We start from the raw sequence: 15,196 nt of genomic DNA on the forward strand, positions 1-15,196 counted from the left end.
CCGACCCCCAGCGCCGCCGCGAGGGCCTCGGGCACGTCGCCGTCGGCGGTGACCGCGCCGAGCGCCACCAGGCGTACGCCGCGCTGCGGCGCGCGCCGGGCCACCGCGTACGCGAGCCGGGTCTTGCCCAGCCCGCCCGGACCGACGACGGAGACCACCCGGGAGCCGGCCAGCAGGGACTCCACCGACGCCAGGTCGCCGTCGCGGCCCAGCAGTGGGTTCGGCTCGTACGGGATGCCGGGCCGGGCCACCCGGCTCTCCCCGTCGAGCAGTTCCCGGTGCAGCTCGCGCAGCGCCGCTCCCGGCTCGGCGCCCAGCTCGTCGCGGAGCGAGCGGCGGTAGTCCTCGTACCGGGTCAGCGCCGCCGACCGGCTCGTCACCGCTGCCTCGCACCGGAGCAGTTCGGCCAGCACCTCCTCGTCGTGCGGGCTTGCGGCGGCCGGCGCGGCGAGCCCGGCCAGCGCCTCCGCGTGCCGTCCGAGCCGGGACAACGCGAGCGCCCGCGCCCGGGACAGTTCGCGGTACGTGGCGGCCCGGTCCGCGCGCAACGCGGCGAGCGGATCGCCCTCACCCGGGTCGTCGCCGGGCGGACCGGCCCAGTACGCCAGCCCGGCCTCCGCCTCGGCGAGTGCGGGCGCGTGCGCACCCGCCCGGCCGTGCCGTGCCGCCGCCCCGGCGTGCCGCAGCACCGCCGCCACGTCCACCTGCGCATCGGTGAGCGCCAGCCGGTAACCGGTGGCGGTCCGGACGATCAGGTCGGCGCCCAGCTCGGCGCGGGCCCGGGAGACCAGGATCTGCAACGCCTTCACCGGATGCCGGGGCGGATCGTCCGGCCAGAGCGCGTCGACGAGCGCGCCGGTGCCGCAGCCGGGCCCGAGCCGGCCGGCCAGGAGGGCCAGCAGCCCGCGCAGCCGGGCGCCGCCCACCGGCACACCTCGGCAGACCACGTCCGACAGCAGGGTCAGTTCGGTGGTCACCGGGCCAGCGTAGGCGGCGGACCGGCCCGTCACGGCCCCCGCGCCGTGCGGCCCGTGAAGGCGGCGTGAAAAGCCCCGGCCCGCCCGTACCGGATCCGTCAAAGCCGTCGACCGTACGCACCCGGCCCGGCTGGTATGGCCCGCGGAGGACGTACCGACGCGGGAGGCGGACATGGGACGAGATCGGGCGGACGGGTGCACCGGATTCCGGGTGGCAGCCGGCGCCGCAGTGGTGGTCGGCGCGGCGCTGGTGGCGGCGGGGGTGTTCGGGTCTGACGAACGGCCCGGGCGGGTCCTGGTGATGGCGGGCGTCGTCGGGGCGTACGCCGCTGTGGTGGCCGACCTGCGCGCGGTCGCGGCGGTGGCCGCGTTGGGTGCGGCGGTCTTCGTCGGGTTCCTCGCGCACCGCTACGGCGAGCTGACCGGCCCGGGTGACGCCTGGTCCCAGGCCGCGCCGATCGGGTTCGCCGCGGTGCTCGGCGCCGGCTACCGGCACCTCCGGTCGATCGGCGCCGAGGCCGATCCGGTGACCCGGATCACCGGCCGCGGAGGCGGCGTGAAAAGCGCGTCAAGAAACCGCGGCCGCGCGTGATGGTCGCGTCAAGACCCCTGTCCGTCCGGCGGATACGGCGCTGTGATTGCCCGGCGCGGCCGGGAGGCGGTCGCGAGGACATCTTCCGCTAGGAGAGATCAGCCGTGTCTGACGTGCTGTTCGTGTTGCTGACGGTGGGGCTGTTCGCGGCTCTCGCCCTCGTGGTGAGGGGCGTGGAGAAGCTGTGAACGCCGTCAACGCCGTCGGCCTGGTGCTGGCGATCGGCCTGGGCGTGTTCCTGGTCGCCGCCCTGCTGTTCCCGGAGCGCTTCTGATGAGCATGACGACAGCCGGCGTGCTCTTCGTCCTGTCGCTGGTGGCGGCGCTCGTCGCCGTGCACCGGCCGTTCGGCGACTACATGCACCGCGTGGTCGCCGGAACCCGGTCGTCCCTCCTCGAGCGGGGGATCTACCGCCTGGTCGGGGTCGACCCGGCCGCCGAGCAGACCTGGGGCGTGTACGCCCGCTCGGTGCTGGCCTTCTCGGCCGTCTCCCTGCTGTTCCTGTACGCGTTCCAGCGCCTGCAGAACCACCTGTGGCTCTCGCTGGGATTCGACCCGGTGGTGCCGCACGGCGCCTGGAACACCGCTGTGTCGTTCGTGACCAACACGAACTGGCAGTGGTACTCGGGTGAGTCGACGATGGGCCACCTGGTGCAGATGGCCGGCCTGGCGGTGCAGAACTTCGTCTCGGCCGCTGTCGGCATCGCCGTGGCGGTGGCGCTGGTCCGGGGCTTCGCCCGCAGCCGCACCGGCGAGCTGGGCAACTTCTGGGTCGACCTGACCCGGGTCACGCTGCGGATCCTGCTGCCGATCGCGGTGCTCGGCGCGCTCGCGTTGATGCTCGGCGGCGTGGTGCAGAACCTGTCCGGCGGCACCGACGTGACCACGCTGACCGGCGGCACCCGGACCGTCACCGGCGGGCCGGTGGCGAGCCAGGAGGTCATCAAGGAGCTGGGCACCAACGGCGGCGGCTTCTACAACGTCAACAGCGCCCACCCGTTCGAGAACCCGACCGCGTGGACGAACTGGCTGGAGATCTTCCTGATCCTGGTGATCCCGTTCAGCCTGCCCCGGGTCTTCGGCCGGATGGTGGGGCAGAAGCGGCAGGGCTACGCGATCGCCGCCGTCATGGCGATCCTGGCGCTCGCCAGCATCACCCTCACCAACGTCTTCGAGCTGACCGGGGACGGCACGGTGCCGCAGGCGGTCGGCGCGGCGCTGGAGGGCAAGGAGGTGCGCTTCGACGTGTCGAACTCGGCCACGTTCGCGGCGGCCACCACGCTCACCTCGACCGGCGCCGTCAACTCGTTCCACGACTCGTACACCGCGCTGGGCGGCATGATGACGCTGGGCAACATGATGCTCGGCGAGGTCGCGCCCGGCGGCGTCGGCGCCGGCCTGTACGGGCTGCTGATCCTCGCGGTGATCACGGTGTTCGTGGCCGGCCTGATGGTCGGGCGCACCCCGGAGTACCTGGGCAAGAAGATCGGCTCGCGTGAGATCAAGTTCGCCTCGATGTACTTCCTGATCACCCCGGCGCTGGTGCTCACCGGCACCGCCGCCGCGTTCGCCACCGGCAACGCCTCGACGGCGCTGAACGCCGGGCCGCACGGGCTGTCCGAGGTGCTCTACGCGTTCACCTCGGCCAGCAACAACAACGGCTCCGCGTTCGCCGGCATCACCGTGAACACACAGTGGTGGAACACCGCGCTCGGGCTCTGCATGCTGCTCGGCCGGTTCCTGCCGATCATCTTCGTGCTCGCGCTGGCCGGCTCGCTGGCCCGCCAGCAACCCACACCCGCCTCCGAGGGCACCCTGCCGACCCACCGGCCGCTGTTCGTCGGCATGGTCGTCGGCGTCACAGTGGTCCTCGTCGCGCTCACCTTCCTTCCCGCACTCGCGCTCGGCCCGCTGGCCGAAGGGCTGTGACCACCATGAGAGACAAGGACATGACCGCACCTGTGCAGACCGCCGACGCGCCGGCCCTCGACGCACCGGTCACCGGCGACCACGCCATCCGGGGCGACCGGGTCGGCGGCGGACTGCTCGACCCTCGCCAGTTGCTCCGGTCGCTGCCGGACGCGCTGCGCAAGCTCGACCCGCGCACCCTGTGGCGCAACCCGGTGATGCTGATCGTGGAGATCGGCGCGCTGTTCACCACAGTGCTCGCGGTGGCCGACCCGTCCGTCTTCGCGATCGCGATCACCGTCTGGCTCTGGCTCACCGTGATCTTCGCGAACCTGGCCGAGGCGGTCGCCGAGGGACGCGGCAAGGCGCAGGCCGACACGCTGCGCCGGGCCAAGCAGGACACCATCGCCACCCGCCTGGTCGGCTGGACGCCCGGTGCCGCCGCGAACGCGTACCGGGACGAGGCGGTGCCCGCGCCGCAACTGCGGCAGGGTGACGTCGTCCTGGTCGAGGCCGGGCAGGTCATCCCGGGCGACGGCGACGTGGTGGAGGGCATCGCCAGCGTCGACGAGTCGGCGATCACCGGCGAGTCCGCCCCGGTGATCCGGGAGTCCGGCGGCGACCGCAGCGCGGTCACCGGCGGCACCCGGGTCCTCTCCGACCGGATCGTCGTCCGGATCACCCAGAAGCCGGGCGAGAGCTTCATCGACCGGATGATCGCGCTGGTCGAGGGCGCCAACCGGCAGAAGACGCCGAACGAGATCGCGCTGAACATCCTGCTGGCCGCGCTGACGATCATCTTCCTGCTCGCCGTCGTCACGCTCCAGCCCATGGCGATCTTCGCGAAGGGCTACCAGGCCGCCGCGCCGGACACCGCGGCGATCACCGACTCCGGCGTCACCGGCGTCGTCCTCGTGTCGCTGCTGGTCTGTCTCATCCCGACCACCATCGGCGCGCTGCTGTCCGCGATCGGCATCGCCGGCATGGACCGGCTCGTGCAGCGCAACGTGCTGGCGATGAGCGGCCGGGCGGTCGAGGCGGCGGGCGACGTCAACACGCTGCTGCTGGACAAGACCGGCACGATCACGCTCGGCAACCGGCAGGCCGCCGAGTTCCTGCCGGTGACCGGCGTGGACGCGACCACGCTCGCCGACGCGGCGCAGCTGTCCAGCCTGGCCGACGAGACCCCCGAGGGCCGCTCGGTGGTGGTGCTCGCCAAGAACGAGTACGGGCTACGCGAGCGCGAGCCCGGCCTCATCCCGCACGCCACGTTCGTGCCGTTCACCGCGCAGACCCGGATGAGCGGCGTCGACCTCGACGCCGACGGGGACGTCCGGCACGTCCGCAAGGGCGCCGCCGCCGCGGTGATGAAGTGGGTACGCGACAACGGCGGTCACCCGACCGAACAGGTGGGTGAACTGGTCGACGCGATCAGCGGCACCGGCGGCACGCCGCTCGTGGTGGCCGAGCACGTGGCGGGCGAACCGGCCCGGGCGCTCGGCGTCATCCACCTCAAGGACGTGGTGAAGGCCGGGATGCGGGAGCGCTTCGACGAGATGCGCCGGATGGGCATCCGGACCGTGATGATCACCGGCGACAACCCGCGTACCGCGAAGGCGATCGCCGACGAGGCGGGCGTGGACGACTTCCTCGCCGAGGCCACGCCGGAGGACAAGCTCGCGCTGATCAAGAAGGAGCAGGAGGGCGGCCGGCTCGTCGCCATGACCGGCGACGGCACGAACGACGCCCCCGCGCTGGCCCAGGCGGACGTCGGCGTCGCCATGAACACCGGCACGTCGGCCGCGAAGGAGGCCGGCAACATGGTCGACCTCGACTCCGACCCGACCAAGCTGATCGAGATCGTGGAGATCGGCAAGCAGTTGCTGATCACCCGGGGTGCGCTGACGACGTTCAGCATCGCCAACGACATCGCGAAGTACTTCGCGATCATCCCGGCCATGTTCGCCGGCATCTACCCGTCGCTGGACCGGCTCAACATCATGCGCCTGGACAGCCCCGAGTCGGCGATCCTCTCCGCCGTCGTCTTCAACGCGATTGTCATCGTGGCGTTGATCCCGCTGGCCCTGCGCGGCGTGCGCTACCGCCCGGCCAGCGCCTCGACGCTGCTGCGCCGCAACCTGTGGCTCTACGGCCTCGGCGGCATCGTGGTGCCGTTCGTCGGCATCAAGCTCATCGACCTGCTCGTCCAGTTCGTCCCGGGGATCTCGTGATGCGCCTTCCCAGTTGGCTCTCCCAGCACCTGGCCGCCCTGCGCGCGGTGCTCGTCTTCACCGTGCTGCTCGGCCTGGTCTACCCGCTCTCCCTGGTCGCCGTCGGCCGGCTCCCCGGCCTCGACGGCAGGGCGGACGGCTCACTGCTCACCGCCGGCGGACGGACCGTCGGCAGCTCGCTGATCGGCCAGTCGTTCACCGACGCGGACGGCAACCCGATCCCGCGCTACTTCCAGTCCCGCCCGTCGGCCGCCGGGGACGGCTACGACCCGACCGCCACCGCGGCGGGCAACCTCGGCCCGGAGAGCGTGGTGGACACGCTCGCCGCCGACCCCGCCGACTCCACGCCGAGCCTGCTCACCCAGGTCTGCGCGCGCAGCCGGGCAGTCGGCGACCTCGACGGCGTGGACGGGCGGCGCCCGTACTGCACGCCGGACGGGGTGGGCGCGGTGCTCGCCGTGTTCCGCGCCGACGGCCTCACCGGCCGGATCACCCGCGTGGTGAGCGTCAACCAGGCCGCGCCCGCGACGCCGTTCGTCGCCACCTGGCAGGGCGTGCCGGTGGAGGCGGCGCAGCCCGGCCACGACTACGTCGCCGAGGGCGGCATCGTCACCCCGGTACGCGGGGACGCTCCGGCCCGCCCGGCCGTGCCGGCCGACGCGGTCACCGCCAGTGGCAGCGGCCTCGACCCGCACATCTCCCCGGCGTACGCCCGGATCCAGGTGGCCCGGGTGGCGCGGGAGCGCGGCGCGGACCCGGCGGCGGTACGGCGGCTGGTCGCCGAGCACACCACCGGCCGGGCGCTGGGCTTCATGGGCGAGCCCGGTGTGAACGTGCTTGAACTCAATCTGGCGCTGGACGAGGCGTTCCCGGCACGCTGACGCGACAGCGACCGGAGCGGCCCCGGGGAAGACCCGGGGCCGCTCCCGGCCGGTCAGGGAGGATGGACGCTGTGGGCAGGGGTGAACTGCGGATCTACCTCGGGGCCGCCCCGGGCGTCGGGAAGACGTACGCCGTGCTCGAGGAGGCCCAGCGCCGGGCCGAGCGCGGCACCGACGTGGTGATCGGCCTGGTCGAGACGCACGGCCGTCGGCACACCGCCGAGATGATCGGTGACCTGGAGGTGGTGCCGCGCCGGTCGATGACCTACCGGGGCGTCGAGTTCACCGAGATGGACCTGGACGCGGTGCTGGCCCGGCGGCCCGAGGTCGTCGTGGTGGACGAGCTGGCCCACACCAACGTGCCCGGCTCCCGTCACGAGAAGCGCTGGCAGGACGTGCAGGAGCTGCTCGACGCCGGGATCAGCGTGCTCAGCACGGTCAACGTGCAGCACCTGGAGTCGCTCAACGACGTGGTCGCGCAGATCACCGGCACCACCCAGCGGGAGACGGTGCCGGACCAGGTGGTCCGGGCCGCCGAGCAGGTCGAGCTGGTGGACATGACGCCGGAGGCGCTGCGCCGCCGGATGGCGCACGGCAACATCTACCGGCCCGACAAGATCGACGCCGCGCTCGGCAACTACTTCCGGGTCGGCAACCTCACCGCGCTGCGCGAACTGGCGCTGCTCTGGCTGGCCGACAAGGTCGACGAGCAGCTCGACGCGTACCGGGCCCAGCAGGGCATCTCCGACACCTGGGAGGCGCGGGAACGGGTGGTCGTCGCGCTGACCGGCGGCCCGGAGGGCGAGACGCTGATCCGCCGAGCCGCCCGGATCGCCGCCCGCAGCAAGGGCGCCGACCTGCTCGCCGTGCACGTGGCCCGCAGCGACGGGCTCGCCGGCGCCGACCCGGCCCAGCTGGCCCGGCAGCGGGTGCTGGTGGAGAGCCTCGGCGGCACGTACCACCAGGTGCTCGGCACCGACATCCCGGCGGCGCTGCTGGACTTCGCCCGGGGCGTCAACGCCACCCAGCTCGTGCTCGGCGCGAGCCGCCGGGGCCGGTTCGCGCAGGTGTTCGCCAGGGGCGTCGGCGTGACCACCACCGCGCTGTCCGGCCCGATCGACGTGCACCTGGTCACCCACCCCGAGGCGGGCCGCGGGCGCCGGGGCACGTCGGTGCCCGCCGCGCTGTCGCGACGCCGGCGGCTGATCGGGTACGCGCTCGCGGTGCTCGGCATGCCGCTGCTCACGCTCGTGCTGCGGACGCTGCCCGACCTCACCCTGACGAACGACATCCTGCTGTTCCTCGCGGGTGTCGTGGGCGTGGCCCTGGTCGGCGGACTGTGGCCCGCGCTGGTCGCCGCGCTCGGCGGCTCGCTGCTGCTCAACTGGTTCTTCACCCCGCCGTACCGGACGCTCACCATCGCCGAGGCGGACAACCTGCTCGCCCTCGGCGTTTTCGTCGGCGTCGCCATCGCGGTGAGCTGGGTGGTCGACGTGGCGGCGCGGCGTACCCGGGAGGCTGCCCGGGCCTCCGCCGACGCGCAGACCCTGGCCACCGTGGCGGGAAGCGTGCTGCGCGGCGAGCGGCCGCTGCCCGCGCTGCTGGACCGGCTGCGGGAGACGTTCGGGCTGCGCGCGGTGAGCGTGCTGGAGCTGACCGACGAGGCCGGCGGACGCCCGGCGCGCGCCCGAGGGGCGGACGCCTGGCGGGTGGTGGCGAGCGTCGGCGACCGGCCGCCCGGCAGCCCGGGCGCGGGCGAGACCGTGGTGCCGGTGGACGACCGGCTCAGCGTGGTGCTCGCCGGCCGGCGGCTGGAGGCGGCCGACCGGCGGGTGGTCGAGGCGTTCGCCGCGCAGGCCGCCGTCGCGCTGCGCCAGGAACGGCTGGCCGAGGAGGCCGCCACCGCCCGTCCGCTGGCCGCCGCCGACCGGATGCGGACCGCGCTGCTCGCGGCGGTCAGCCACGACCTGCGTACGCCGCTGGCGTCGGCGAAGGCGGCGGTGAGCAGCCTGCGCAGCCACGACGTCGAGTTCGACGCGGACGACCGGGAGGAACTGCTCGCCACCGCCGACGAGTCGCTGGACCGGCTCGGCCGGCTGGTGGCGAACCTGCTCGACATGAGCCGGTTGCAGGCCGGCGCGCTGGGCGTGAGCGCCACCGCGATCGGGCTGGAGGACGCCGTACCCCTGGCCCTCGACGAACTGGGCCCGGCGGCGGCCGAGGTGACCACGGACATCCCGGCCGACCTGCCGGCGGCGCTCGCCGACCCGGGCCTGCTGGAGCGGGTGCTCGTCAACATCGTGGCGAACGCGCTGCGGCACAGCCCGCCCGGCCGGCCGCCGACGATCACCGGCAGCGCGCACGCCGGACAGGTCGAGCTGCGGGTGATCGACACCGGGCCGGGCATCCCGGAGGACCAGTGGGAGCACGTCTTCCTGCCGTTCCAGCGCCTCGGCGACCGGGACAACCAGACCGGGGTGGGCCTGGGGCTGGCGCTGTCCCGGGGACTCGCCGAGGCGATGGGTGGCAGCATCACCCCGGAGACCACGCCCGGTGGCGGTCTCACCATGGTGCTGCGGCTGCCGGCCGCCACCCAGCCGGAGGGGCCGCAGGAATGACCCGCATCCTGGTCGTCGACGACGAGCCGCAGATCCTGCGCGCGCTGCGGATCAACCTGCGCGCCCGGGGCTACGACGTCGAGGTCGCAGACAGCGGCGCCGCCGCGCTCAAGGCCGCCGCCGCACACCCGCCGGATCTGGTGGTGCTCGACCTCGGCCTGCCCGACCTGGACGGCACCGACGTCATCCGGGGCCTGCGCGGCTGGACCGCCGTGCCGATCATCGTGCTGTCCGGGCGGGCCGGCAGCGAGGACAAGGTGTCCGCGCTCGACGCGGGCGCCGACGACTACGTGACCAAGCCGTTCGGCGTGGACGAGCTGCTCGCCCGTATCCGGGCGGTGACCCGGCGGCTCGCCCCCGCCTCGCCCGCCGTGCCCGCGCTGCGGATCGGCCGCAACACCGTCGACCTGGCCGACCGGACCGTCACCCGGGACGACGGCGTCGAGGTCAAGCTCACCCCCACCCAGTGGGCCATGCTGGAGAAGCTGCTGCGCAACCCGGGCAAGCTGGTCAGCCAGCGCCAGTTGCTGCACGACGTGTGGGGACCGGAGTACCACCACGAGACGAACTACCTGCGGCAGTACATGGCCCAGTTGCGCCGCAAGCTGGAGGACGACCCGGCCCGGCCCCGGCACCTGATCACCGAACCGGGCATGGGCTACCGCTACCGCCCCTGACGTTTGCGCGAGCCCCGGCGGGGGATTCGGCGAGCCGGCCGAGCAGCGGGGGAGGGGCATGGCGGACAACCGGTCCTCGGAGGGGTTCGGCCGCCGCCTCGACGAGCACGCCATCGATGCGGGCGCGGCCGAGCCGGAGCGACCCGACGGGCTGGTCGACAGCGGCGTCTACGTCGGCGGCGTACGCCGGGCGTCACCTGTGAGCCTCGCCGACACGTTCCGCTGCCTGCAACAGCTCGACGACGCGATGGCCTGGATCGGGCTGCGCCGGCCGGGCCGGGAGGAGGTGGCCTCGGTCGCCGCCGAGTTCCAGCTTCCCGACCTGGCCGTCGAGGACGCGATCAACGCCCACCAGCGTCCCAAGCTGGAACGCTACGGCGACACCCTGTTCGTGGTGCTGCGCGCCGCCCGCTACCTGGACGCCCGGGACGCGGTCGAGTTCGCCGAACTGCACCTGTTCCTCGGCCCCGGTTTCGTGATCACCGTGCGGCACGGCGGCACGCCCGACCTGGCCGGCGTGCGGCGGCGGCTGGAGGCCGAACCCGAGGTGCTCGCGCTCGGCCCGGAAGCAGTGCTCTACGCCGTACTCGACCGGGTGGTGGACGGCTACGCGCCGGTGGTGGCCGGGCTGGAGAACGACATCGACGAGATCGAGACCGAGGTGTTCGGCGGCGACCCGAACGCCAGCCGCCGCATCTACGAGCTGAGCCGCGAGGTGATCCAGTTCCAGCGGGCCGCCCGGCCGCTGCTGAAGGTGGTCGACGCGCTCACACACGGCTTCGACAGGTACGGCACGGACGAGGAACTGCGCCGCCGGCTGCGCGACGTGGCCGACCACCTGACCCAGGTGGTGGAGCGGGTGGACGGGTTCCGGCACCTGCTCCAGAACATCCTCACCGTCAACGCGACACTGGTGTCGCAGGCGCAGAACGAGGAGATGCGCAGCCTGACCGCTGCCAGCTTCGAGCAGAACGAGGAGATCAAACGGGTCTCCGCGTGGGCGGCCATCCTGTTCGCGCCCACCCTGATCGGCACCGTCTACGGGATGAACTTCACCCACATGCCGGAGCTGGACTGGCGGTACGGCTACCTGTTCGCGGTCACCCTGATGCTTGCCGTCTGCGGCGCGCTCTACCTGCTGTTCAAACGCCGCGGCTGGCTGTGAACCCGGCCGGCAGGTCCAGCGGGCGCAGCACGCTGTGTACCTCCACCACGTCGGCACCGGCCCGCCGGCCCAGATCCGCCACGGCGCGCTGGAGCAGCGTGCGGCTCGGCGCCGCGAACCGCACCATCGCGTCCAGGTCCGCCGCGATCCACCACGCCTGCACCGCGCACGGCTCGCCGCGCAGGAAGTCCAGCAGACGGCTGCCCGGGGTGGAGACCCGCAGCCGTACGCAGACCAGCGCCTCGTGCATCCGTTCGCCGTCCTCGCGGTGATCCCCGTCCACCCCGGCCTCCTCTGCTGACGCCGATGCGGCGGGCCGGGTCGAACCGACGCGACCCGCCGACACCGGTCAGCACACCGCAGGGTCCCGGCCCCGGGCAACGGTCTTCACGCGCCCGCTACGGCCGGGCCGCCCGTTTTCACGCCGCCGCTACGCGGCCGGTCCCGCCGTGATCATCAGCCATGCCGACCCAATACAGTGTCGGCATGGCTACCCCCTGTCGCCCGTACGTCGCCCGGACCCCGCATCGAGGAGGCGGGCGCTGATCGGGGACACGGTTCCGGCACCGCGCGGCGGGCGCCGAACCAGTGACGGAAAGCGCGGGCTGGCCGGCCACTGTGCCCGGATCGTCGCCTCCCGGCCGTTCGAGGTGGCCATCGTGGTGCTCATCATGGCCAACGGCGTGGTGCTGGGCATCGAGACGTACCCGAACCTCGGCGCGGCCGGGCCGGTGCTGCGGTGGACGGAGTGGATGTTCCGGGCGGTCTTCGTCGTGGAGATCACCATCCGGGTGCTCGCGTACGGCCGCCGCCCGCAGGACTTCTTCCGGCACGGCTGGAACGTCTTCGACCTGCTGGTGACGGCGGCCATATTCGTCCCGGGCCTGCACGGCGACTCGGCCGTACTGCGGTTCATCCGGGTCGCCCGGGTACTGCGTCTGGTGCGCTTCTCACCCGGCCTGCGGACCATCGTCGCAGCACTGTGGCGCAGCCTCCCAGGCGTCGCGGGTTTCCTCGCGCTCGCCGCCGTCACGCTCTACGTGTACGGCATGGCCGGCTGGCTGATCTTCGGAACCCGCTACCCCGAGCAGTACGGCGACATCGGCCGCTCGCTTGTCACGCTGTTCGTGCTGCTGTCCCTGGAGACGCTGCCGGACCTGCTGGAACAGGGTCTGGAGGTGTCACCGTGGACGCTGCTCTACTACGTCAGCTTCGTGATGATCGCGGTAAACCTCCTGCTGAACATCCTCATCGCCGTCATCGTCAACTCGATGGAGGAGGCGCGCCGGCTTGAGATGACCGAGGGGCTGGCGTCCGACTACGACTCCGACGGGGACGGGATTCCGGACGAGGTGGACCGGATCGCGATCAGCCAGCGCCTGGACGACCTGCGCATGGTGATCGCCGAGTTGGAGCGGGAACTGCGCATCGAGCGGGAGGAGCCGCCCGGCGCGCCGCGCCGCCGGCAGCCCTCGGACCACTGATCAGGGGCGGTCATGACAGTTCCGTGACGAAAGCGGTTCCCGGGTTTGGCCGACTGGTTGATCGGGGCAACCAGGCTGACGCCAACACATTTGAGGGAAGGGACGCCTCTCGTGGAGATCACGGGCTTCTTCACCGCGCTCATCATCGGTCTCATCATCGGTGCGCTCGGGCGCCTGGTGGTGCCGGGCAAGCAGAACATCCCGATCTGGCTGACCCTGCTCATCGGTGTGGTCGCCGCGTTCGTCGGCACGCTGGTGGCCGGCGCGTTCGGCGTCGACGACACCCCCGGCATCGACTGGATCGAGCTGGCGCTCCAGGTCGGCTTCGCCGCCATCGGTGTCGCCGTCTTCGCCGGCCTCTACGGACGCCGCCGCATCTGAGGCACCCGCCGGGGCCGCTTCCGCACGTCGCGGAAGCGGCCCCGGCGTGTCATTCCCGCCAGCCGGTCAGCTCGACGCCCTTCGCCAGCTCCACCCGGAAGCCCAGGGCGATCTCGCCGCTCTCACCCGGCGCCAGCGACAGCCGCCAGGTCAGCTCGCCCAGCTCCGTACGCTCGGCCGGCGGCGGCGTCAGCGCGGTCTCGCGTACCACCACCGCCTCGTCGCGGGACACCGGAAGCTGATCCCGCACCTCCACAGTGGCCGGCCGGGGCGTGTGGTTCGCCACAGTGATCCGGTACTCCACCTCCCGCCGCCGCGTCGACCCGAGCGTGGCCTTGCTCTCGGTGCGCCGGGACAGCTTCCGCTCCACCCGCAGCCGGTCGTCCACCCCGAGCGCCAACTCGGTCTCCTCGCCCGGCGCCCACGTCTTCAGCCGCGTCGCCGCCACGAAATCGGCGCCGTGGAAGACCGACGCCGGGCCGGGCAGCAGCGTGTGGTCCGACGTGTTGCGGACCGTGGCCCGCAGGTGCGCCTCGGCGGCACGCACCGGCACGCTCACATGGTCCAGCCGGGCCGGCAGCTCCAGCACCGCGATCGCCACCCGGTGCGCACTGCCGTCTGCGGGAACCGCTACCGGCCGCGCGGGCCGGTAGGTGGCCGCCGTCACGCCCTGCTCCACCTCGGCGACGCTCTCCCGCACCGCCGGCGCCGCGGCCCGCGCCGCGCGGGGACGACCCGCCGGTGCCGCGCCGGGCGCCGGGGGCGGCACCGTGCCGCCGAACGACGCGGCCGACACGGCCATCGGCGGTTCCGGCCGGAACCGGTCGAGATACCAGGGCGACAATTCGGGTACGCCGCTCGCCGCCGCCGGCCGGGCGGTGGAGAGCTGGAGTTCGCACTCCGGCCAGTCCTCCCCGGTGCCCTGGCTGACCAGCCCGAACCAGGTGACGGTCATGGTGTCCTCGACCAGCCGCAGGTCGTAGGAGGGCGTCCAGCGGGCGCCGTCCACCAGGTACGTCAGCTCCAGCTCCACCTCGGTCTCGTCGGCGTCCACCGAGACGGACACCTCGGCGGCCAGCCGGTCCGGCTCCCGCTTGCCGCGCGCCGCGTCCAGCTCCCGGTCGACGGCGGCCAGCTCCTCCGCCAGCTCGGCGCGGCGCCGGGTCAGCCCGCGCCGCCGGGCCCGGGACTCGGCGAGCTGACCGGCCACCGAGTCGGTGAAGGCCGCGACGTCGGCCGGGGCCGCGTCACCGGCGGCCAGCGCCCGGGCGTACGTGCCACCCGCGCGCTCGGCCAGCCGGGTGAGGAAATCGCCGCGCTGGTCCTCGATCGCGTCGGTGTCACCGACCTCGGCCAGCTCGTCGGCCAGGTCGCGCCGCCGCCGTTCCAGCTCGACGACCTGGGCGTCGGTGCTGCGGGCCTGCCGCCACGCGGCCACGTCCACCCCGAGCACCGTCACCGCGCCCCGGCCACCCACCCGGATCGAGTCCCGGCGCAGGCCCAGCGGGAGCGGGGCGACGCGTACCCGGTGGTCGCCGGCGGTCAGCCGGACGCGGCCGCGGCGGGTGACCCGGGCGCGGTCCGGGTAGACGGTCACGCCGGCGACGGGCGCATCGATCTCCACTGTGTCCACGGCGGCGAGGGTAGTTCAGCCGCGCCCGCGGCGGGGCTACCGCAGATGGAGCCGCTCGTCGACGGCGACAGCGGCCAGGTCGCGCGCGGTGAACGGCAGCGGGGACGCGGGCGCCTGCCTGTCGTACGCGCCCTGCGCGACGAAGACCACCACGCCGTCGGGGTGCCGGTAGGCGGCCCACTGGTCGAACCGGTCGTCCGCGCCGGGCCGGACCACCACGCCCACAGTCGCGTCGCCGACCGTCACCGGCTGGCACTCGCCCCCCATGCCCCAGAACTCGCGCGCCAGGGCACACGGTTCGGACGGCAGCACGTTGCCCGCGGTGTGCACCTCGGTGAGCAGGCGCCCCTTCCACGTCCCCTTCGCCACGTCGACCGAGGCCAGGTAGCTCCACAGCTCGACGCCGCCTGCCCGTCCGGTGAAGTCCGCCTGATGGGTGCCGAGCGTCTCCTTCCCGGTCTCGGTGGAGACGGTCTTCTCGGCGGTGTACCCGGCGGGCACCACTGTGACGAGCCGGTCGAGCAGCAGGGCGGCCTGGTCGTACCGGGTGCCCGCCCGCGCGGTGCGGTCCTCCTGCGGCAGGCCGTCGGGCCCGGTCGGCATCGGCTCGGCGCTCGTGTCCGCCGACGGCGGCGGGGCGGCCTGCGGC

General features: G+C 73.4%; 14 protein-coding genes. 10 read left to right on the forward strand and 4 right to left on the reverse strand.

What is annotated here, in order from left to right:
• Nucleotides 1-977, reverse strand: a 977-nt coding sequence (locus AC2CHG_RS23215) for an AfsR/SARP family transcriptional regulator (RefSeq protein ID WP_484525561.1), incomplete at its 3' end; no start/stop codon positions are given.
• 172 nt (nt 978-1,149) lie between these two features.
• Here AC2CHG_RS23215 and AC2CHG_RS23220 point away from each other — a divergent pair.
• The 8 genes from AC2CHG_RS23220 to AC2CHG_RS23255 all read left to right on the forward strand — a co-directional run bounded on the left by AC2CHG_RS23220 (nt 1,150) and on the right by AC2CHG_RS23255 (nt 11,049).
• Nucleotides 1,150-1,569, forward strand: coding sequence for a hypothetical protein (locus tag AC2CHG_RS23220; RefSeq protein WP_484525562.1), 420 nt, complete (start codon nt 1,150-1,152; stop codon nt 1,567-1,569).
• A 184-nt stretch (nt 1,570-1,753) separates the two neighbouring features.
• Nucleotides 1,754-1,843, forward strand: coding sequence for a K(+)-transporting ATPase subunit F (gene kdpF, locus AC2CHG_RS23225; protein ID WP_036311210.1), 90 nt, complete (start codon nt 1,754-1,756; stop codon nt 1,841-1,843).
• Nucleotides 1,843-3,498, forward strand: a complete 1,656-nt coding sequence (gene kdpA, locus AC2CHG_RS23230) for a potassium-transporting ATPase subunit KdpA (protein WP_484525563.1) — start codon at nt 1,843-1,845, stop codon at nt 3,496-3,498. The genes kdpF and kdpA overlap by 1 nt, the downstream gene beginning before the upstream one ends.
• A 20-nt stretch (nt 3,499-3,518) precedes the next feature.
• Nucleotides 3,519-5,708: a potassium-transporting ATPase subunit KdpB gene (kdpB, locus tag AC2CHG_RS23235; protein WP_484525564.1), complete on the forward strand. Its 2,190-nt coding sequence runs from the start codon at nt 3,519-3,521 to the stop codon at nt 5,706-5,708.
• Nucleotides 5,708-6,589 (forward strand): potassium-transporting ATPase subunit C, encoded by an 882-nt coding sequence (locus AC2CHG_RS23240; protein WP_484525565.1) that lies wholly within the window; start codon nt 5,708-5,710, stop codon nt 6,587-6,589. The genes kdpB and AC2CHG_RS23240 overlap by 1 nt, the downstream gene beginning before the upstream one ends.
• A 71-nt stretch (nt 6,590-6,660) precedes the next feature.
• Nucleotides 6,661-9,207 (forward strand): sensor histidine kinase, encoded by a 2,547-nt coding sequence (locus AC2CHG_RS23245; protein ID WP_484525566.1) that lies wholly within the window; start codon nt 6,661-6,663, stop codon nt 9,205-9,207.
• Complete coding sequence (locus AC2CHG_RS23250; protein WP_262015927.1) at nt 9,204-9,884, forward strand: response regulator; 681 nt, start codon at nt 9,204-9,206, stop codon at nt 9,882-9,884. Before AC2CHG_RS23245 ends, AC2CHG_RS23250 begins: the two co-directional genes overlap by 4 nt.
• A gap of 58 nt (nt 9,885-9,942) precedes the next feature.
• Complete coding sequence (locus AC2CHG_RS23255; protein ID WP_262015928.1) at nt 9,943-11,049, forward strand: magnesium and cobalt transport protein CorA; 1,107 nt, start codon at nt 9,943-9,945, stop codon at nt 11,047-11,049.
• Here AC2CHG_RS23255 and AC2CHG_RS23260 read toward each other — a convergent pair.
• Nucleotides 11,027-11,332 (reverse strand): hypothetical protein, encoded by a 306-nt coding sequence (locus tag AC2CHG_RS23260; protein ID WP_366624422.1) that lies wholly within the window; start codon nt 11,330-11,332, stop codon nt 11,027-11,029. The two genes, AC2CHG_RS23255 and AC2CHG_RS23260, sit on opposite strands and share 23 nt — an antisense overlap.
• Before the next feature lie 166 nt (nt 11,333-11,498).
• Here AC2CHG_RS23260 and AC2CHG_RS23265 point away from each other — a divergent pair, with 166 nt between their 5' ends.
• Both AC2CHG_RS23265 and AC2CHG_RS23270 read left to right on the forward strand, forming a co-directional pair.
• A complete protein-coding gene (locus AC2CHG_RS23265; protein WP_484525567.1) occupies nt 11,499-12,533 on the forward strand; it encodes an ion transporter in 1,035 nt (344 codons plus the stop codon).
• A 111-nt stretch (nt 12,534-12,644) separates the two neighbouring features.
• Complete coding sequence (locus AC2CHG_RS23270) at nt 12,645-12,914, forward strand: GlsB/YeaQ/YmgE family stress response membrane protein (RefSeq protein WP_174533488.1); 270 nt, start codon at nt 12,645-12,647, stop codon at nt 12,912-12,914.
• Nucleotides 12,915-12,963: 49 nt separating this feature from the next.
• Here AC2CHG_RS23270 and AC2CHG_RS23275 read toward each other — a convergent pair whose 3' ends face one another.
• Both AC2CHG_RS23275 and AC2CHG_RS23280 read right to left on the reverse strand, forming a co-directional pair.
• On the reverse strand, nt 12,964-14,547 hold the full coding sequence (locus AC2CHG_RS23275; protein ID WP_484525568.1) for a DUF4139 domain-containing protein: 1,584 nt from the start codon (nt 14,545-14,547) through the stop codon (nt 12,964-12,966).
• A 36-nt stretch (nt 14,548-14,583) separates the two neighbouring features.
• Nucleotides 14,584-15,196 (reverse strand): hypothetical protein (locus AC2CHG_RS23280; protein WP_484525569.1); only part of this gene is annotated, 613 nt, incomplete at its 5' end.

Source organism: Micromonospora sp. ATLC20 (genome assembly GCF_057196585.1).

Excerpts from the sequence above, each read along its gene's own strand:
- AC2CHG_RS23220 (WP_484525562.1), top strand. The coding sequence starts at position 1,150 with ATGGGACGAGATCGGGCGGACGGGTGCACCGGATTCCGGGTGGCAGCC.
- kdpA (WP_484525563.1), top strand. The coding sequence starts at position 1,843 with ATGAGCATGACGACAGCCGGCGTGCTCTTCGTCCTGTCGCTGGTGGCG.
- kdpB (WP_484525564.1), top strand. The coding sequence starts at position 3,519 with ATGACCGCACCTGTGCAGACCGCCGACGCGCCGGCCCTCGACGCACCG.
- AC2CHG_RS23240 (WP_484525565.1), top strand. The coding sequence starts at position 5,708 with ATGCGCCTTCCCAGTTGGCTCTCCCAGCACCTGGCCGCCCTGCGCGCG.
- AC2CHG_RS23250 (WP_262015927.1), top strand. The coding sequence starts at position 9,204 with ATGACCCGCATCCTGGTCGTCGACGACGAGCCGCAGATCCTGCGCGCG.
- AC2CHG_RS23255 (WP_262015928.1), top strand. The coding sequence starts at position 9,943 with ATGGCGGACAACCGGTCCTCGGAGGGGTTCGGCCGCCGCCTCGACGAG.